Genomic DNA, 19,322 nt, shown 5'->3' on the forward strand with positions numbered 1-19,322 from the left:
CGGCCGCTCCCCTGTCACCCGGAGGTACTCGTGCCACGACGTCCGTCCCGAGCCCTGCTCGCGCTGGCCGCGGCCGCGCTCGCGACCCTGTCGATCACCGTCGCCGTGGCCGCCGGCCACCCCGCTGCGGTGACGCCGGCGGCCGGTGGCCTGCCCTACCAGGACCCGTCGCTGCCGGTCGCCGACCGGGTGCACGACCTGATGTCGCGGATGACGCTCGACGACGAACTCGGCCAGATGACCCAGGCTGAGCGCACCGCGCTGAATCCGCAGAGCGACCTCGCGACGTACCGGATCGGCTCGGTGCTGTCCGGCGGCGGCTCCGCGCCCAGCCCGAACACCGCCCAGTCGTGGGCCGACATGTACGACAGCTTCCAGCGGACAGCGCTTTCCACCCCGCTGGGCATCCCGATGATCTACGGCGCGGACGCCGTGCACGGCCACAACAACGTATATGGCGCAACGATCTTCCCGCACAACATCGGCCTCGGCGCCACCCGCGACGCCGACCTCGCCCAGCGGATCGGGCGCGCCACCGCCGAGGAGGTGTCCGGCACCGGCGTCGACTGGGACTTCGCGCCCTGCCTGTGCGTGGCCCGTGACGACCGCTGGGGCCGTACCTACGAGTCCTTCGGTGAAGTGCCGGAAATCCCGACTGCCATGACGTCCATCATCACCGGCCTCCAGGGCACCACGCTGGGCGGCCCCGCGTCGGTGTTGGCGACCGCCAAGCACTACGTCGGCGACGGCGGCACCACCGGCGGCGTCAACGAGGGCAACACGCAACTGTCCGAGGCCGACCTCAGGGCCATTCACCTGCCGCCGTTCAAGGCTGCGGTGGACAAGGGCGTCGGCTCGGTGATGATCTCGTACAGCAGCTGGAACGGCGTCAAGATGCACGGCAACCACTACCTGATCACCGATGTGCTCAAGGGCGAGCTGGGCTTCAGCGGCTTCGTGGTGTCGGACTGGGCCGGCATCGACCAGATCGACGGCCAGTCCGGCTTCTCGGCGGCCGACATCGACGCCGGCATCAACGCCGGCATCGACATGGTCATGGTGCCGACCAACTACAAACAGTTCATCAGCCTGCTGCGCACCGAGGTGAACAACGGCCACATCGCGCGCTCGCGGATCGACGACGCGAATCGGCGCATCCTGACCAAGAAGTTCCAGCTGGGCCTGTTCGAGCACCCGTTGACCGACCGTTCCTACACGGCCACGGTCGGGTCCGCCGACCACCGCGCGCTGGCCCGGCAGGCGGTGCGCGAGTCGCAGGTGGTGTTGAAGAACGCCGGGAACGTCCTGCCGTTGTCCAAGTCGGCCAAGGTGTTCGTGGCCGGCAAGTCGGCCGACGACATCGGCAACCAGAGCGGCGGCTGGACCATCAGCTGGCAGGGCGGCAGCGGCAACGTGACGCCCGGGACCACTGTGCTGCAAGGCATCCGCAACACGGTGACCGGCAGCGGCTCGGTCACGTACGACCGTTACGGCAACGGGATCAACTCCACCTACACCGCCGCTGTCGCGGTCATCGGCGAGACCCCGTACGCGGAGGGCCAGGGCGACCGACCCGGTGGCCTCGGCCTTGACCAGGAAGACCTCACCACGCTGACGCGGCTGCACGCGTCCGGGGTGCCGGTGATCGCGGTGCTGGTGTCCGGCCGCCCGCTGGACATCGCCGCACAGCTGCCGAACTGGAACGCACTGATCGCCGCGTGGCTCCCCGGCACCGAAGGCAACGGCGTGGCCGACGTGCTGTTCGGCGACTACGCGCCGACCGGGAAGCTGCCGGTGACGTGGCCGAGCAGCAGCTCGCAGGAGCCGATCAACGACGGTGACGGCCAGACGCCGCTGTTCCCGCTGGGATACGGCCTGACCTACCCCGGTACGACCACCCCGCCCCCGACCACGACGACCACCACCGGCCCGGGGCCGGTCGGGTGCGCGGCGGACTACTCGGTCACCAGCACGTGGCAGGGCGGCTTCCAGGCCGCGGTGACGGTCACCAACCGGGGCAGCGCGCCGATCGCCGCCTGGACCGTGGCCTGGACGTGGCCGAGCGGCCAGACCGTCACCAACGTCTGGAACGGCACGTACACCCAGACCGGGACGGCCGTCACCGTTCGCAACGCGACGTGGAACGGCACGGTGGCGCCCGGCGCGTCGGTCACGTTCGGGCTCACCGGCAACGGCAACGCGGTGATCCCGACGCTGACCTGTTCCTGACCGACAGGCCGGCGTGGCGGGCCGACCAGCAATGGGGGCTCGGGCAGCCACCGGTCGGCCCACCCACAAGCTGTGACGGAGGTCCCGATGTCCTACCGGCGACGAGCACGACTCAACGCCGCTTGCCTGCTCGTGGCGACGATGACCGCGGCCACACTCGTCCCGTCCGCGTGGGCGGACGGCCCGGCAGCGCCGGGCGCGAGCGCGGTGCCGATCTACCGCGACACCCACCACAGCTTCGCCGAACGGGCCGCTGACCTCGTGTCCCGCATGACGCTCGGCGAGAAGGTGCTGCAACTGCACACCAACAGCGCGCCGGCCATCCCGCGGCTGGGCGTGCAGCAGTACACGTACTGGAGCGAAGGGCAGCACGGACTCAACACGCTGGGCGCGAACACCGACCACGGCACCGTCGGCGGCGGGGTGCACGCGACGAGCTTCCCGACCAATCTGGCCAGCACCATGTCCTGGGATCCGGACCTGGTCTACCAGGAGACCACGGCGATCTCCGACGAGGCGCGCGGCATGCTGGACAAGTCGCTGTGGGGCGCCGGGCAGAACAACATCGGCCCGGACCGCAACGGTTACGGCTCACTGACCTACTGGGCCCCGACCGTGAACATGGACCGCGATCCCCGGTGGGGGCGCACCGACGAGGCGTTCGGCGAGGATCCGTTCCTGGTCGGCCGGATGGCCGGCGCGTTCGTGAACGGCTACCAGGGCCAGACCCCGTCCGGCCAGCCGATGACGCCGTATCTCAAGGTCGCGGCCACCGCCAAGCACTACGCCCTCAACGACGTGGAGAACGACCGGCACGCGGACTCCTCCGACACCACCGACGCCAACCTCCGGGACTACTACACGGCGCAGTTCCGGGACCTGATCCAGAACGCGCACGTGTCCGGCCTGATGACCTCGTACAACGCGATCAACGGCACGCCGGCGCCGGCCGACACCTACACGGCGAACGAACTGGCCCAGCGGACGTACGGCTTCGACGGCTACACCACCTCCGACTGCGGCGCGGTCGGCGACGTCTACGCGCCGGGCAGCCACAACTGGGCGCCGCCGGGCTGGACCACGGCCACCGCCACCGGCGCGACGCAGTGGACCAACACCGCCACCGGTCAGCAGGTCTCCGGCGCGGCCGGCGGCCAGGCGTACGCGCTGCGGGCCGGCACCGAGCTCAACTGCACCGGCGCCGAGGACACACTCGCGAACATCCAGGAGGCCATCAAGGCCGGCGTGCTGTCCGAGGGCGTGATCGACGACGCCCTGGTGCACCTGTTCACCCTGCGCATGCGGACCGGCGAGTTCGACCCGCCGGGCCAGGTCGCCTACACGAAGATCAGCAAGGACCAGATCCAGAGCCCCGAGCACCAGGCGCTTGCCGCGAAGGTCGCGGCGAACTCGGTGGCGCTATTGAAGAACGACCTGGTGTCGGGTACCAATTCGCCGCTGCTGCCGGCCGATCCGAGCAAGCTCGGCACCGTGGTGGTGGTCGGCGACCTGGCCGGCAAGGTCACCCTCGGCGACTACTCCGGCGAGCCGGCGCTCCAGGTGGACGCGGCACAGGGCATCACCGCCGCGGTCAAGGCGGCCAACCCCGGCGCGACCGTCACCTTCGACGCCTGCGGCACGTCCACCGGCACGACCACGGCCGCGAGCTGCTCGGCGGCGACCCTGGCCGCGATCAAGACCGCCGACCTCGTCGTGGTGTTCGTCGGCACCGACACGAGCGTGGCCACCGAGGGCAAGGACCGCGGCAGCATCGCCATGCCCGGAAACTACGGCTCACTGATCAGCCAGGTCGCCGCGGTCGGCAATCCGCGCACGGCGCTGGCGATCCAGGCCGGTGGCCCGGTCGCCCTCGACAACGTGAAGGGCGCCTTCCCGGCCATCGTGTTCAGCGCGTACAACGGGGAGAGCCAGGGCACCGCGCTGGCCGATGTGCTGTTCGGCAAGCAGAATCCCAGCGCGCGCCTGGACTTCACCTGGTACGCCGACGACACGCAGCTGCCCGACCTGAAGAACTATGGCCTGACACCGTCGCAGACCGGTGGCATCGGCCGCACCTACCAGTACTTCACCGGGACGCCGACGTTCCCGTTCGGCTATGGCTTGTCCTACACCAGTTTCGGCTACTCGCACGTGCGCACCGACGACCGGAGCGTCGACGCGGACGGCCGGGTGACCGTGCACGTCGACGTGACCAACACCGGGCACACGGCCGGCGCCACCGTCGCCCAGCTGTACGCGTCCACGCCGTTCACCGTGCCCGGCGTGGAGCTGCCGCGCGAACGACTGGCCGGCTTCCAGAAGACGAAGGTGCTGGCGCCCGGCCAGACCCAGCACCTGGCGATCTCGGTGCGGGTCAGCGATCTGGCGTTCTGGGACGAGTCCAAGCACCGCGACGTGGTGTACGACGGTTCCTACCGGTTCGGTGTCGGCACCGACGCCGACCACATCGTCGGCGCCAGCACGGTGCGCGTCACCGGGGCGATCACCCCCAGGACCCGGTACGTGACCGTGCAGCCCGACCAGGTGGTTTTCGCGCCAGGCCAGAGCATCGACCTGGCCGGCAAGAACCCGTGGATCGCCGACGACACCGCGCAGGCCGCGCAGCACGTCCCGGCCGACCACATCGTCGAGGCGGTCAACAACGACCAGTCGCTCGTCGACCTGACGCACACGAAGGTGAGCTACCGCAGCAGCGATCCCCGAGTGGCCGAGGTGAGCCGGACGGGCAAGGTGACCATGGTGGCACCCGGTGTCGCGACCATCAGCGCCACGGTCAACGGGGTCACCGGCTCGACGCCGGTCGTCGTGAAGCAGCCGTTCACGCTCAACGCGCCGGCCCAGGTGCAGCCGGGCATGACGTACACCGTCAGCACCACGCTGCCCAACCCGGCGGGGGCCAGGCCGCTGCGCGATGTGGCCCTGACGCTCACCGTGCCCACGGACTGGACCGCGAAGGCCACGTCGCCGTCCACCTTCGCCACCGTGGCCGCGGGGCAGACCGTCAGCACCACCTGGCAGGTCGGCGTGCCGGCGTCGGCGCAACCCGGCAAGTTCGACGTGTCGGCGCAGGCCGCGTTCACCTCCGTCAACGGGCGGGCCAGCTCCGTGGACGCGACCACCGTGCTGCTGCCGCATGCGCCGTACCCGTCGCTCCCCTCGGCGTTCAACAACGTGGGCATCAGCGACGACGCGAGTCCCGGCAGCGGCAACCTCGACGGCGGCAACGCCAGCTTCTCCGCCCAGGCGCTGGCGGCCGCGACGCCCAGTCTCACGCCGGGGGCGACGTTCACCCACGACGGGCTGACGTTCACCTGGCCGGACGCACAACCGGGCAGCCAGGACAACGTGGTCGCCGGCGGGGCGGGCGGCGGGCAGACCATCGCGATCGCCGGCTCCGGGCACACGCTCGGCCTGATCGGCACGGGCGATTACGGCAGCCCGAGCGGTACCGCCACGGTGACCTACACCGACGGCACCACCGAGTCCCACACCGTCAGCTTCGCCGACTGGTGGGCCAATGCCGCGACCGGCGGCGACATCCTCACCACCCTGCCGTACCTCAACAACAGCAGCGGCCGGCTGGACCAGCGGGTAAGCCTGTACTACGCCCCGATACCCCTGCAAGCGGGCAAGACCGTGCGCTACGTGACGCTGCCGGACATCAGCGACGGCGCCCCCTCCGGCACCGCGGCCATGCACATCTTCAGCATCGCCATCGGCTGAGCCCGGGCTCTGGTTGTCCCGCCGGCCGTGATGCCGGCGGGACAGCCTCGTCAGCTCGGCGGGCTCGAGACCGGTGCGGTCGAGCCGCGTACGACCAGTTCGGTGGCGAGCTCGATGTGGTGGGACTCGATCTTCTCCCCGTCGGCGAGGCGGAGCGCGGTGCGCAGGGCGACCCGGCCCATCTCCCGCAACGGCTGACGCATGGTCGTCAGCGGCGGGGAGGCCATCCGCGCCAGCAGGGTGTCGTCGAAGCCGACCACGCTCAGGTCTTCGGGGATGCGCAGGCCGCGGGCGCGGGCGGTCTCGATGACGCCGAGGGCGATCTCGTCGTTGCCGGCGAAGATCGCGGTGGGCGGCTCCGCGAGGTCGAGCAGCGCCGCCGCGCCGAGCAGCCCGTTCTGGTACGTGAACTCGCCGGGCCGGACATAACCTCGGGCCACCGGTGCTTTCGCCGCTTCCATGGCCGCTCGATAGCCGTGCGCCCGCGCCTGGTTGCACGCCGCGGTGGCGGGTCCACCCAGGTAGGCGATGCGGCGGTGGCCGAGGGAGAGCAGGTGCTGGGTCGCGGCGAGGCCGCCGGCGAAGTTGGTCGACCCGACGCTGTTGACCTCGCTGTGCGGCAGGTGCAACGGGTCGAGGACGACCAGCGGGAGGTCGGCCCGGGCCAGCTCGTCCAGGTCGGCGGCGGTGTGCACGCTGGTGACCGCGATGAGCGCCCGGCGTCCGCCCGCGACCAGGTCACGGGCCCAGTTCGGCGCCCGTCCGGGTTTGCTGACCACGACCGAGACCCCGCACTCGGCGGCGGCCGCGACGATGCCCTCAAGGGCCTCGGCCCCGTACGACCGGAGCTCGCCCGCGAACTGGACCTCGATGATCGAGGGCCGCACGGGCGCGCCGCGGAGCACGGGGGTCACGTAATCGTGCTGGTGCAACAGTTCCTGGATCCGGGTCCGGGTTCGCGGCGCCACGTCGCTGCGTCCGTTGACGACTTTCGACACGGTCGCGACGGAGACACCGGCCAGCCGCGCGACGGTGGCCAGGGTCGTACGGCTAGCCTTCGCCGGCATCGGTTTCCCCAGGCACGATGTCCACCGGTGTGGTGAGCCGCCGGTCATGGCCGACCACCCGGGTGGCGCCGGTCAGCCGAACCGTTGTCCGGCAAGGGAGATCGACCGAGGACGTGCCGACCTGCACCTCGACCTCCCCGGGTTCGACGATCCGCCGCAGATCCCGGCCGGTGAACGCGGTCCGGTCGGCGTGCAGCTGGAATCGTACCCGCGCGCTCGCGCCCGGTTCCAGGCGCACAGCGGCGAAGCCGGCCAGTTGCCGCACCGGTCGGGTCACCTGGGCGACCAGGTCGTGCAGGTACAGCTGGACGACCTCGTGGCCGGACCGCGCGCCGGTGTTGCGTACCCGCACCGACACGGTGAGCTCGCCGTCGGTCGGGATGGCGGTCGCGCTCGTGCGCAGGTCGTCGACCTCGAACGTGGTGTAGGACCGGCCGTGGCCGAAAGCGAACAGCGGCGTCGGGTCGAGATTGCTGATGCCGCTGCTGTTCATGCCGAGCGGCGGCTGGAGGTACGTGCCGGGCTGGCCGCCCGGGCGGCGGGGAATCTGCACCGGCAGCTTGCCCGTGGGCTGGACCCGGCCGGACAGCACACCGGCGATCGCCGCCGCGCCAAGCTGGCCGGGCATGAACGCCTGCACCAGGCCCGCGGCGTGGGGATGCACGTCGCCGAGGGCGTACGGACGGCCGGAGACCACCACCACGACCACGGGTGTGCCGGTGGCGAACAGCTCGGCGAGCAGGTCGGCCTGCACGCCGGGCAACCGCAGGTCCTCGGCGTCGCACCCTTCTCCGGAGGTGCCGTTGCCGAACAGGCCGGCGCGATCGCCCACGACCGCGACACACAGGTCGGCCTGGCTCGCCGCGGCCGTCGCCGCGGCGAAGCCGGACCGGTCCGCGCCATTCACGTCGCATCCCGGCTCGTGGACGATCTCGGTGTCCGGCAGTTCGCCGCGCAGCGCATCGACCACGGTCGGCACGGTCACCCCGATGGGTAGCTCGGGGTAGCGAGGCAGGACGTGGTTGGGAAAGGCGTAGCACCCCATCAGGGTCCGCGGGTCGGCGGCGCACGGCCCGACGACGGCGATCCGACCCGGCGACGGTCGCCCCTTTCCGACGAGCGGCAGCGCGCTGCCCGCGTCCAGCAGTACGACGGACCGCTCGGCCAGCTCGCCGGCCAGCAGCCGGTTGGCCGGCGAGTCCAGGTCGACCCGTTCGGCCCCGTCGACCGACGCTTCCGGCGTCCACTCAGGATCGAGCAGTCCGAGTTGTATCTTCTGGGTGAGCAGCCTGCGCACCGCTCGGTCCACTGTGGACTCGTCGAGCTCACCACGGCGGACCCGGTCGACGAGGTGCTGGCCGAAGCAGAGCGTGTCGGGCAGTTCCACGTCGACACCGGCGCGCAGCGCCTGGACGCCGGCCTCATCGGGGTCCGCCGCTGTGCGGTGCATGGTGGCCAGGAACGCGATCGCCCCGTAGTCGGACACGACGGTGCCGGTGAACCCCCACTCGTCGCGCAGCAATTCGGTCAGCAGCCACGAATCGACGCCCGCCGGCACACCGTCCACATCGGAATAGGAATTCATCACCGAACGGGCGCCGCCCACCGCGATCGCCGTCTCGAACGACGGCAGGACGACGTCCATCAGCTCCCGGCGGCCGATCGCCGCGGGAGCGTGGTTGCGCCCGGCTCTCGACGCGGAGTATCCGGCGAAGTGTTTGAGGGTGGCGATGACACCGGCGCCTTCCAGACCCTGAACGTAGGCGGAGCCCAGCATCGCGACCAGACAGGGATCCTCGCCCATGGTCTCCTCGACCCGACCCCACCGGTAGTCCCGGACGACGTCGAGCAGCGGCGCGAGACCTTGGTGCACGCCGACCGAGCGCATGTCCCGCCCGATCGCGGCGCCCAGCCGCCGCACCAGCTCCGGATCGAAGGTCGCCGCCCAGGCGATGGCCGCCGGGTAGACCGTGGCGCCGTAGGTGGTGAAACCGGTGAGGCACTCTTCGTGCACCAGGGCGGGAATGCCCAGCCGCGAGTTGGCCACGACCGTGCGCTGCGACCGAACCAGTTCGGCGACGCCTTCCGCCACGGTCACCGGCCGGCTGCCGAACACCCGGGTCAGATGGCCCAGCCCGTGCCGGCTGGCGTCGGCCAGCGGCGCCATCCCGGCCGTGAACACGTCCTGCATCGGCGCCACCTGAGAGCTGCCGCCCGGCTCGGCGCCGGCGGGTGGCGTCTCGTTGCCCAGCCAGCGACTGCCGAGCTGGCCGACCTTCTCGGTCAGCGTCATCTCGGCCAGGAGAGCGTCGACGCGATCCGGCGCCGGCAGCGTCGGGTCCTGCCAGCGCGGCACGTCGCGGCCCGTGACCGAAGCCTGGTCAGCCGTGGTCATCGCGCTCCTCTCCTCGGGCTTTTTCGAAAACTTTCGATAACCAGAATACGGAAATAGCTTGGGGTGAGCAAGTAAGTTACATGGACCTTGACAGTGTTAGACGGCCGTATCTAGGGTGGAAAGCCGTCACAATTTCGAAAGTTTTCGGAGTACGGCCCCACTGAAGTCGGCGGCTTTCGGGAACGGAGAACCCAGCGTGGCAAACCAACTCTCTCGACGTACCGTCCTCGGCCTGGCCGCCGGCGTGCCACTGTCGCTGGCGCTCGGCTCCTGCGGCACGTCCGGTCCGGGCGCCAGCAGCGGCGCCACCTACTGGTTCCTGAACGGGCAGCCCCAGGAGGGCATCCGGACCGGCGCCGTCGACAGATTCAACAAAGCCGATCCGAGCGAAAAGATCAGCCCGACCACATTTCAGAACGACGCCTACAAAACGAAGATCAAGACGGCCATCGGGGCCGGACAGGCGCCGACCATCATCTGGGGCTGGGGCGGCGGCACCCTGCGCACGTACGTCAAGGCCGGCCAGGTCGAGGACCTCACCTCATGGTTCGACCAGAACGCCAAGGTCAAGGGCCGGCTGTTCCCGACCGCGTTCAGCGCCGCGACCGTCGACGGCAAGATCTACGCGCTGCCGTGCGAAACCGTGCAGCCCATCATCATGTACTACAACAAGCGGGTCTTCGACTCCGTCGGCGCGCGGCCGCCGCAGACCTGGGGCGAGGTCATGGATCTGGTGCCCAAGCTCAACGCGAAAGGCATCGCGCCGTTCTCGCTCGGCGGGCAGTCCCGGTGGACGAACATGATGTGGCTGGAGTTCCTGTTCGACCGGATCGGCGGCCCCGAGGTGTTCCAGGCCGTCTTCGACGGCCAGAAGGACGCCTGGTCCAACCCGGCCGCCATCGAGGCGCTGACCAAGGTCCAGGACCTGGTCCGGGCCGACGGGTTCATCAAGGGCTTCTCGTCGATCACCGCGGACTCCAACGCCGACCAGGCGCTGCTCTACACCGGCAAGGCGGCCATGATGCTGCACGGCTCCTGGTCGTACGGCATCCAGCAGTCGCAGGGCGGGGACTTCGTCTCCAGCGGCTCGCTCGGCTTCATGAACTTCCCCGCCGTCGACGGCGGCAAGGGCGACCCGAGCGACACCGTCGGCAACCCCGCGCAGTACCTGTCCATCTCCTCGAAGGCCACCGACGAGCAGAAGAAGATCGCCAAGGACTTCTTCGCCAAGGGCGTCCTGGACGACGAGGAGATCAAGCAGTGGATCGGCACCGGCGGGGTCCCGGTCGTCAAGGGCACGCAGGACCTGCTGGCCAAGGACCGCAACGCCGAGTTCCTCAAGTTCACCTACGACATCGCCAGCAACGCCAAGGTCTTCGCCCAGTCCTGGGACCAGGCGCTGAGCCCGACCGCGGCCGAGACGCTGCTGGACAACATTTCCAAGCTGTTCCAGCTGTCGATCACGCCGCAGCAGTTCGCCACCAACCTCAACGCGGTGATCGGCCAGTGAGTTGAGCGTGCGCAGCGTTGCGATGGCAACGACCGAACCCGCGAGCGATCCGGCGGCTCGGGGCACCCGGACCAGGCGCGACCGCGGCGGCGTCCTGCCGTGGCTGGCCGCGCCGGCCCTGGTGTTCTTCGTCGGCTTCGCCGTCATCCCGCTCGTCGGCGTGTTCGCGCTGAGCTTCACCACGTGGGACGGGATCGGCGCGATCGTCCCGTCCGGACTCACCAGCTGGCAGGCCGTGCTCACCGATCCCGGGCTGCCGCACGCCCTGTGGGTGACGTTCCTGGTGATGGTCGCGTCCTGGGCGGTCCAGACCCCGTCGAGCATCCTGCTCGGCACGTTCCTGGCCGGCTACCAGCGCCACCGGGCGGTGCTGTCGGTGGTCTACTTCGTCCCGCTGCTGCTCAGCTCGGCGGCGATCGCGATCGCCTACAAGGCGTTGCTGGACCCCAACTTCGGGCTCGGCGCCGGGCTGGGCATCGGACTGCTCAGCCAGGACTGGCTGGGCCGGCCGGCACTCGCGTTCGGCCTCGTGGTCTTCGTCGTGTCCTGGCAGTTCATCCCGTTCCACGCGCTGATCTACCAGGGCGGTGTCCGGCAGATCCCGCGTTCGCTGTACGAGGCCGCGCAGCTGGACGGCGCCGGGCGGGTCCGGCAGTTCTTCACCATCACGCTCCCCCAGCTGCGGTACACGATCATCACCTCGTCCACGCTCATGGTGGTCGGGTCGCTGACCTTCTTCGACCTCATCTTCGTGTTGACCGAGGGCGGGCCGGCGGACGCCACCCGCGTGCTCGCGCTCGACATGTACAAACGGGGGTTCCAGGCGAACCTGATGGGCCCCGCCAGTGTCATCGCGGTCATCCTCGTCCTGGTCGGTCTGGTCCTCGCCCTGCTGCTGCGCCGGCTCGGTGGCCGTGACGCGAGCCAGAGCCAACTCGAAGGCGTCTGACATGTCCACCACACCGACCAGGCCACGACACCACGGCGGTCCGGCCATCCGGCGCAACTGGCTGGGCAACCTGTCCGCGTGGCTGTGGCTCGCCGTCGTCGTCATCCCCCTGTACTGGATTCTCATCACCAGCCTCAAGGCCCAGAGCGGCTACTACGCGAGCAATCCGCTGATCCCGCCGGCCGACCCCACGCTGGACAACTACCAGTTCGTGCTGCAGTCCGACTTCCTCACGTATTTCGTCAACACCGTCGTGGTCACCGCCGGCGCGGTGGTGCCGGCGGTCACGGTCTCCTTCATGGCCGCGTACGCCATCGTGCGCGGCTGGTCCAGCCGGTTCCTGCGGGGCGTCAACGGACTGTTCCTGATGGGCCTGGCCATCCCGCTTCAGGCCACGGTCATCCCCATCTACCTGATCATCATCCGGCTGCACCTGTACGACAGCCTGCTCGCGCTGATCCTGCCGTCGATCGCGTTCGCCATCCCGCTGTCCGTGCTGATACTGGCGAACTTCATCCGCGACGTCCCCAAGGAGCTGTTCGAGGCGATGCGCGTGGACGGCGCCACCGAGTGGATGACGATGTGGCGGCTGACGGCGCCGTTGACCCGACCGGCGCTGCTCACCGTGACGATCTTCAACGCGCTGACCATCTGGAACGGGTTCCTGCTGCCGCTGATCCTCACCCAGAGCCCGGACAAGCGCACCCTGCCGCTCGCCCTGTGGACCTTCCAGGGCCAGTACAGCGTCAACGTCCCGGCCATCGCCGCCGCCGTCGTCCTCACCACGCTGCCCATCCTGGTCCTCTACGCGTTCGGCCGCCGCCAACTCCTCGGCGGCCTCGCCGCCGGTTTCAGCCGATGACCCGGTGACCTCCGAGCGCATGCTCCGGGCCGTCATCGCGCGGCGGCGCCGACCCGCTGCCAGGTGAGCATGCCCAGCCGCTTCCGGAGGTCGTCCGCTTCCGCCGTGCGATGTTGTTCCTGGTACAGCTGAAGGGCCAGCGTCCAGGTGTGGTGGGACGCGGCGATGTCGTCGAGGGCGAGGTGGGTGCGGCCCAGGTAGTCCAGGACGATGGCCCGGTAGTAGGTGTTGCCGACGTCGTGCAGCAAGGTGTCGGCCTGTTCGAAGTGGCCCAGCGCGGCGGAGAACCGGCCGGTGTGGAAGGCGACGTAGCCCAGGACGCTCCTGCTCAGGCCTTCGTCCTCGACGCAGTGGTGACGACGGGCCATGGCCAGGGCCTCTTCGCTCTGGACCTGGGCGCGGGCATGGTCGCCGAGCAAGGCGTAGTACCAGCTCATCACCGTCAGCTCGCGGACTTCACCCGCGGGCATGCCCGCCGCCCGATACCGGCGCAGCGCCTCCGTCGCGTGCCCCAGCGCCTGCCGGTGGTCCCCGCGCAGCGACGACAGCCAGCCGAGGGTGTGGTGGGTGTACGCCTGGGCGGGCGTGTCGCCCGACCGCACGGCCAGATTCAGGTGTTCCATGGCCTCGGCGTGTCGGCCGAGTTCCGCGAAGATCGCGCCCAGTAGCTGGTGGGTGCGGGTGCGGACGACCGGGTCGTCCAGTTGCCGGGCGGCGGCTTCGCCGGCCCGCCAGATGGCCAGGGCATCCTGGAAACGCCCGTGCCGGTAGAGGAAAGTGGTCAGGATCCACGCCAACCGCCACACGTCCGCGGCCCACTCCTGGGCGGCCGCGAGGTCCTGGACCGCATGCAGGGTGGGGTATTCCGCGGTGAACCAGGCCAGTGCGGCCGCCTGGTCGGTGAGCACGAGAGGATGGCAGCCGTCGGCCGGCTGCCTGAGTCCGATCGGCGGCAGCAGCGGCAGCAGGAGTTGCTCGGCACCGAACGCGGTGTGCAGGTAGAAGTCGACCACCCGCCGAAGCGCGGCCGTGCGCGCTTCCTTCGACACCCGCTGGTGTGCGGTGTCGGCGGCATGGGCGCGAATCAGGTCGTGCATCGAGTAGCGGCCGTCGGGGCCCCGGTCGAGCAAGTTGGCCTGGTTCAGACCACGAAGCGCCCGCTCGGCCTGGTTCACCGCAAGGCCCAGCAGGCTGGCCGCCGCCGGCAACGCGATGTCCGGGCCGGGAGCGATCCCCAGCAACCCGAACAGGTGAACCTGTTCCTCGGTCAGGGCCCGCAGGGACCACGACAGCACCGCGCGCAGGCTCGCGGCCGGATCGTCCTCGTCCTCGAAGGCACCCAGCCGGGCCGCGTCCCGCAGGTCGGCGGCCAGGATGGACAGCGACTGGTCCGGGGCGGCGTGGATGCGGGCGGCCACAATGGCCAGCGCGAGCGGGAATCCGGCGCAGCGAGCCAGCAGCTCACCGGCGGCGACCGGTTCGGCGCGCATCCGGTCGACCCCGAGTCGGCTGGTCAGCAGCTGGCGGGCCTCATTGTCGGCGAGCACGTCCAGCTTGAGTTGGTGGGCGCCGTGCCGGACCGCGACGCTGGTGAGGTGCCGGCGGCTGGTCACGATCACCGTGCAGGTCGGACTGCCCGGCAGCAGGGAGTCGATCTGCGCGGCGTCCGCGGCGTTGTCCAACACGATCAGCAGGCGCTTGTCCGCGACGAGGCTGCGGTACAACCCGACCTGTGCCTGCGGATCGGGCGGGATGCCGGCGGGATCGACGCCGAGGGCGTCCAGGAAGCCGCGTATCGCCACCGCGGGCGTCAGCGGCGTGTCCACGGGAGAAAACCCGTGCAGATCGACGAACAACTGCCCGTCGGGGAACCCGCGAAGATGCCGGTGGGCCCAATGCAACGCCAGCGCGGTCTTGCCGATGCCACCCGCTCCGGTCAGCGTGGAGATGACGACCGTGCCGGCGCTGTCGGCGTGCTCGTGCAGCGCGGTGTCCAGATACGCCAGCTCGGTGGTCCGGCCGGTGAACACCCGAGGTGGGGCCGGCAGCTGCCGAGGCACCGGCCGGGACCGGATCGCGGCGGTGGCCACGGCCGCGGGGGCGGTCAGGGCACTGTCGGCGGTGACGATCTGCTGGTGCAACCGTTGCAGGGACGGTCCGGGGTCGGTGCCCAGTTCGTCGGCCAACAGGTGGCGCAGGCGGTGATAGTGCTCAAGGGCCTGCGCCTGACGACCGCTGCGATACAGGGCGAGCAGGTACTGGCCGGCCAGCCGCTCGTCCAACGGGTGCTGGCCGGTCTGCTCGGCCAAGCCCGCCAGCAGTGCGGCGTGCTGCCCGCGCCGCAACTGGATGTCGGTGAGATCCAGCCGGGCGGCACGCCATTCCACGCCCAATGAGCTCCGCAGGTCGGTGACCCAGGGATTGTCCAGCCCGCTGAACGGCACACCACGCCACAACCGCAGCGCCTGCTCGAACAGGGCCGCGGCGGCGTCGTCATCACCGGTGCCACGTGCGTCGGCGACCAACTGCCGGAACCGGTGCAGGTCCACGGCGGCCGGATCCACGGACAGCCGGTAGCCGGACGACCGCCAGGTGATCGTCACGCCGCCGGCCGCCGCCAACGCCTTGCGTACCAACGTCAAACTGTGTTGCACCGCGGCTCGTGGCCGGCGCGGCAGTTGGCGAGCTCCCCACACACGGTCCACCAACTGGTCGATGGACACCGTCTGGTTGGCCTCGACGACCAGCACGGCCAGCGTCGTCCGCAGCTGCGCGTAGCCGACCTCCACCAGCCGGCCGGCGACGTGGACAGCGACCTCGCCGAGAACCCGGAACTCCACGGCCGCGCCCTCGCCGGCAGGCTTCTCCCCAGAAGACACGACGCCCTGCTTAGCAGCGCCGAGCAGGGCACTCAATCAGTACGAACACAGTGCGCACGTTCGGCCGGGCACATTGGTACCGACCGGCACGCCGGGCCGGCGAACAGACCAGCCGACCGCGGTTCCCCCGAGCCAAGGGATCCGGGGCCGATCGTCGTCAGCTCCTCCTCGCCCGGCCGCAACCGCACCAGAGGGGTAGGAATGTTCATCGCAACGATTCGCCGACGCGGTCTCGTCCGCGTCGGCGCAGCCATGGCCATCGCCGCGGCGCTGGCCCTTTCCCTGACCGCGACACCAGCCTCCGCCGCCACCGGCACCGCGCCGAGAGCGAGCGTGACCGGAAAGGCGGACGGTGTCCCCGTGCCTCCCGTCTACAGATGGGCGAACGTCAACAGTGAGCTGTGTTTGGCCTACGACGTGGAATCGCGCGGCGCGGCCCGTCAGGAAGGCTGCATCGACAGCGGGCCGGATTTCGACTACACCATCCACTGGATCCTCCAGGACGGCCCCGGTGGCACCTACCAGCTCATCAATGACCACAACAACCAGTGCCTGACCATTCCCAACAGTTCCAAGGACAACGGGGCATCGCCGTTCGTGTACAACTGCGGTGGCGGCGGCGCCCAGTACTTCACCCTGGTGCCGGCCGACCCGAACGTGGCGCCGGGCGCCTACGAGATCGTGAACACCAACAGCAACAAATGCGTGTCCGTCGGCGGCTCCCGGACGAACAAGGGCGCGTGGATCATCCAGTGGGACTGCTCCACCAGCCGCCTCGACGACCTCTGGTACCCGCGAGCCGCGTAGCGGAGCCGGTGGTGGACCGGCCGGGCCCGTCGAGCCCGGCCGGTTCACGCCGTCACGGTTCGGTGGGCAGGAAGGTCGGCGCCTGCCTGGCGTGGCTGACCCGTTCGAACGCCGAGGCCAGCGCGATGAGGCGGGCGTCGGAGTTCTTGCCGGCCATGAACGACACGCCGATCGGCAGCGGGCCGGCGAATCCGGCCGGCACGGTGATGTCCGGGTAGCCGGCGACCGCGGCCGGGGTTGAGGAGCCGATCAGGTCCACGTCCCCGGTCGGGTAGTCGGTGACCCAGGCCGGGCCGTTGGTCGGCGCGACGATCGCGTCGAGGTGGTCGGCGGCGATCAGGTCGTCGATCGAGTGCCGGGCCAGATCGGTCGCGGTGGCCCGCTGCTGCCGGTAGGTGGGATCGGTGACCGGCGGCGCGGCCTGGGCCTGCTCGAAGATCTCCTGGCCGAACTTCGACAGCTCGACGGGATCGTGCTGGTTGAAGGTGATCAGGTCGGCCAGGGTCTGCGGCACGCCGGGGCGGGTCGCCAGGTAGCCGTTCACGTCATGCTTGAACTCCGTGAGCAGCGCGGCGAATTCGTCGGTGCCGATCGTGTCCTGGTTGGCGGGGGCCACGTCCACCACGGTCGCGCCGGCCGTCCGCAGCGTGGCGACGGTGTCCTGCATGACCTTGTCGACACCGGCGTCCACGCCGGCCATCGCCCACACGCCGATCCGCTTGCCCCGCAAGGAGGTTCGCGGCGCGACGTAGTCCTTGCCGGCCAGCACCGACAGCGTGATCGCGGCATCCACGACGTGCCGGCCGAACGGGCCGGCGGTGTCCTGGAAGTGCGAGATCGGCACGATGCCGTCGCCGCTGACCACGCCAAGGGTCGGTTTGATGCCGACGATCCCGTTCTGCCCGCCGGGGCACACGATGGAGCCGTCGGTCTCGGTGCCGATCGCCACCTGCGCCAGCGACGCCGCGATCGCGGCCGCCGATCCGGACGAGGATCCGCACGGATTCCGGTCCAGCACATAGGGGTTGTTCGTCTGGCCGCCGACACCCGACCAGCCGGAGGTGGACCGGGTTGACCGGAAGTTGGCCCACTCGGACAGGTTCGTCTTGCCCAGGATGACCGCGCCGGCCTGACGCAGCCGGCGCACCAGCTCGGCGTCCTGCCGCGGCTGGGCGCTCAGCAATGCCCGCGAGCCGGCCGTCGTCGGCCGGTCCCGGGTGTCGATGTTGTCCTTGAGCAGCACAGGAATCCCGTCCAGCGGGCCCAGCACGTGCCCGCCGCGGCGGCGCTGGTCGCTGGCCCGGGCCTGGCCGAGGGCCGTGGGGTCGAGGAACAGGATCGAGTGCACCTTCGGCTCCAGCGCCCGGATGCGTCCCAGGTACGCCTCCGTCAGCCGCACCGCGGTCAGTGCGCCGTGTGCCATTCGTGCCTGTAGGTCCGGGATCGTCGCGGTGTCCAGCTCGTTGCTCGACATCGCGACGCTCCCGTCCGGAGCCGGCGCGGCGTTCGCGCCGACGGGCGATCCGGCCACCGAAGCGGCCATCGCCAGGATCACCGTGGCAAGGCTCAGTCTTCGCACCACCCCACCGCACTCAGGGAACGCGGCGGCGTCAACCCGTCGAAAGTCGCGGGAACGATCCCGGGCCGGCTACCACTCCACCGGTAGCCGGTCGACGCTGCGGAGCGTGACCGGGATGCTGGCCGTGGGCCGCAGATACAGCTCTTCGACCGGCCCCGCCAGCCGCAACGACGGAATCCGTTCGAACAACGCGGACAACGCCAGTTGCAGCACCATCCGGGCCAGGCTCTGGCCAAGGCACTGGTGCACACCGAACCCGAAGACGAGGTGGTGGTTGAGATCGCGCGAGACGTCGAACCGGTCGGGATCCCCGAACACCGACGGGTCGCGGTTGGCCATGGAGCTGCCGATCACGATGCCGTCGCCTGCCTTGATCACCGTGCCGGCGATCTCGATGTCCGCCGTCGCGATCCGCCGCGGTCCGATGTCGAAGACCGTCAACCGCAACAGTTCGTCGATCACCCCGGCAATCGCGTCCGGCCCGGACCGCAGCAACGCCAACTGCTCGGGATGTTCCAGCAAGGTGATCACCGACAGCGAGATCATCGACGCCGTGACCTGGTATCCCGCCGACAACACGAACAGCGCGTGGGAGACGAGGTCTTCCAGTTCCATCGCGCCGGTCGCGACCTGTTCCTCCTTCAGCCGCTTGAGCAGTCCGGCCGGCGGGTCGACGGTCAGCTCCGACAGATACGCGTTGATCGACGCCCGCGCCTGCTCGCCCTGCTGCTCGCCGCGGTGCCGAGCCATGGTCCAGGTGGCCCGTTGGAAGAAGTCGCGGTCCTCGCGGGGCACGCCGAGCAGTCGGCCGATCACGAGTGACGGCACCGGCTGCGCGAAGCTGCTGACCAGGTCGGCCGGCGGTCCAGCGGCCAGCATCTCGTCCAGTGTGCCGAGCACGAGCTGCTCGACGTCCGCCCGGATTTCCTTGAGCCGGGCCACGGTGAAGTCCGGGATGAGCGTGCGCCGGACGCGACCGTGTTCCGGATCGTCCATCTCGAGCAGTGTCGGTTTGCGGTCGGTATGTGAGTGGTCGTCGCCCGACAGCGGAAGCAGCGGATAACCCGGTCGTGTGCGGTCCGCCGACACCCGCGGGTCGGCCAGCAGCGCTCGGGCTTCGGCGTGGCCGATCACCATCCATGCCTCCTGGCCGGCGGCGAGCCGGATCCGCTGGAGTGCTTGGTGTTCGAGCGGTGGCCGGTAGGCCGGAGCGGGATGACAGGGGCACGTCCGGGGTAGCGGCGAGGAGAGTGTCTCGGTCATGCGATTCCCCATTCACGACGACAGTGACACGACAAGAT

11 protein-coding genes and 1 pseudogene are annotated in these 19,322 nt (G+C 70.1%); 7 read left to right on the forward strand and 5 right to left on the reverse strand.

The genetic code is table 11. From position 1 onward, the window contains the following. Positions 1–30: 30 nt before the first annotated feature. From M3Q35_RS13770 to M3Q35_RS13775, 3 genes and pseudogenes are all read left to right on the forward strand, one after another. Positions 31–1,884 (forward strand): annotated as a pseudogene (locus M3Q35_RS13770) (glycoside hydrolase family 3 protein); the annotation flags it as partial. Next, positions 1,876–2,229 (forward strand): cellulose binding domain-containing protein, encoded by a 354-nt coding sequence (locus tag M3Q35_RS48860; RefSeq protein WP_420704775.1) that lies wholly within the window; start codon positions 1,876–1,878, stop codon positions 2,227–2,229. The pseudogene M3Q35_RS13770 and the gene M3Q35_RS48860, both read left to right, overlap by 9 nt. An 87-nt stretch (positions 2,230–2,316) precedes the next feature. Further along, positions 2,317–5,973 (forward strand): glycoside hydrolase family 3 C-terminal domain-containing protein, encoded by a 3,657-nt coding sequence (locus M3Q35_RS13775; protein WP_273942130.1) that lies wholly within the window; start codon positions 2,317–2,319, stop codon positions 5,971–5,973. A gap of 50 nt (positions 5,974–6,023) precedes the next feature. Here the strand turns inward: M3Q35_RS13775 and M3Q35_RS13780 are convergent, their stop codons facing one another. Further along, positions 6,024–7,040 (reverse strand): LacI family DNA-binding transcriptional regulator, encoded by a 1,017-nt coding sequence (locus M3Q35_RS13780; RefSeq protein ID WP_273942131.1) that lies wholly within the window; start codon positions 7,038–7,040, stop codon positions 6,024–6,026. Then, the gene (locus M3Q35_RS13785; RefSeq protein ID WP_273942132.1) at positions 7,024–9,435 is read right to left on the reverse strand and encodes a beta-glucosidase; all 2,412 of its coding nucleotides are present in this window, start codon (positions 9,433–9,435) and stop codon (positions 7,024–7,026) included. Before M3Q35_RS13785 ends, M3Q35_RS13780 begins: the two co-directional genes overlap by 17 nt. Before the next feature lie 196 nt (positions 9,436–9,631). On the opposite strand from M3Q35_RS13785, the gene M3Q35_RS13790 reads away from it, so the two are divergent. The 3 genes from M3Q35_RS13790 to M3Q35_RS13800 are packed head-to-tail and all read left to right on the forward strand — an operon-like array spanning position 9,632 to position 12,756. Next, complete coding sequence (locus M3Q35_RS13790; protein ID WP_273942133.1) at positions 9,632–10,945, forward strand: extracellular solute-binding protein; 1,314 nt, start codon at positions 9,632–9,634, stop codon at positions 10,943–10,945. 22 nt (positions 10,946–10,967) lie between these two features. After that, entirely contained in the window at positions 10,968–11,894 is a 927-nt protein-coding gene (locus M3Q35_RS13795) for a carbohydrate ABC transporter permease (RefSeq protein ID WP_273942134.1), read from the forward strand. 1 nt (position 11,895) lies between these two features. Then, a complete protein-coding gene (locus tag M3Q35_RS13800; protein ID WP_273942135.1) occupies positions 11,896–12,756 on the forward strand; it encodes a carbohydrate ABC transporter permease in 861 nt (286 codons plus the stop codon). A 32-nt stretch (positions 12,757–12,788) separates the two neighbouring features. Here the strand turns inward: M3Q35_RS13800 and M3Q35_RS13805 are convergent, their stop codons facing one another. Next, positions 12,789–15,635, reverse strand: a complete 2,847-nt coding sequence (locus tag M3Q35_RS13805) for an AfsR/SARP family transcriptional regulator (RefSeq protein ID WP_273942136.1) — start codon at positions 15,633–15,635, stop codon at positions 12,789–12,791. A gap of 201 nt (positions 15,636–15,836) precedes the next feature. Here M3Q35_RS13805 and M3Q35_RS13810 point away from each other — a divergent pair, with 201 nt between their 5' ends. Then, positions 15,837–16,442, forward strand: coding sequence for an RICIN domain-containing protein (locus M3Q35_RS13810; RefSeq protein ID WP_273942137.1), 606 nt, complete (start codon positions 15,837–15,839; stop codon positions 16,440–16,442). Positions 16,443–16,494: 52 nt separating this feature from the next. Here the strand turns inward: M3Q35_RS13810 and M3Q35_RS13815 are convergent, their stop codons facing one another. Together M3Q35_RS13815 and M3Q35_RS13820 are read right to left on the reverse strand one after the other, a co-directional pair. Then, positions 16,495–17,985, reverse strand: coding sequence for an amidase (locus M3Q35_RS13815; protein ID WP_379793936.1), 1,491 nt, complete (start codon positions 17,983–17,985; stop codon positions 16,495–16,497). A gap of 105 nt (positions 17,986–18,090) precedes the next feature. Further along, entirely contained in the window at positions 18,091–19,284 is a 1,194-nt protein-coding gene (locus tag M3Q35_RS13820; protein ID WP_273942138.1) for a cytochrome P450, read from the reverse strand. Between the last annotated feature and the right edge of the window lie 38 nt (positions 19,285–19,322).

Source organism: Kutzneria chonburiensis (assembly GCF_028622115.1).
GTDB classification, from domain to species: Bacteria; Actinomycetota; Actinomycetes; order Mycobacteriales; family Pseudonocardiaceae; genus Kutzneria; species Kutzneria chonburiensis.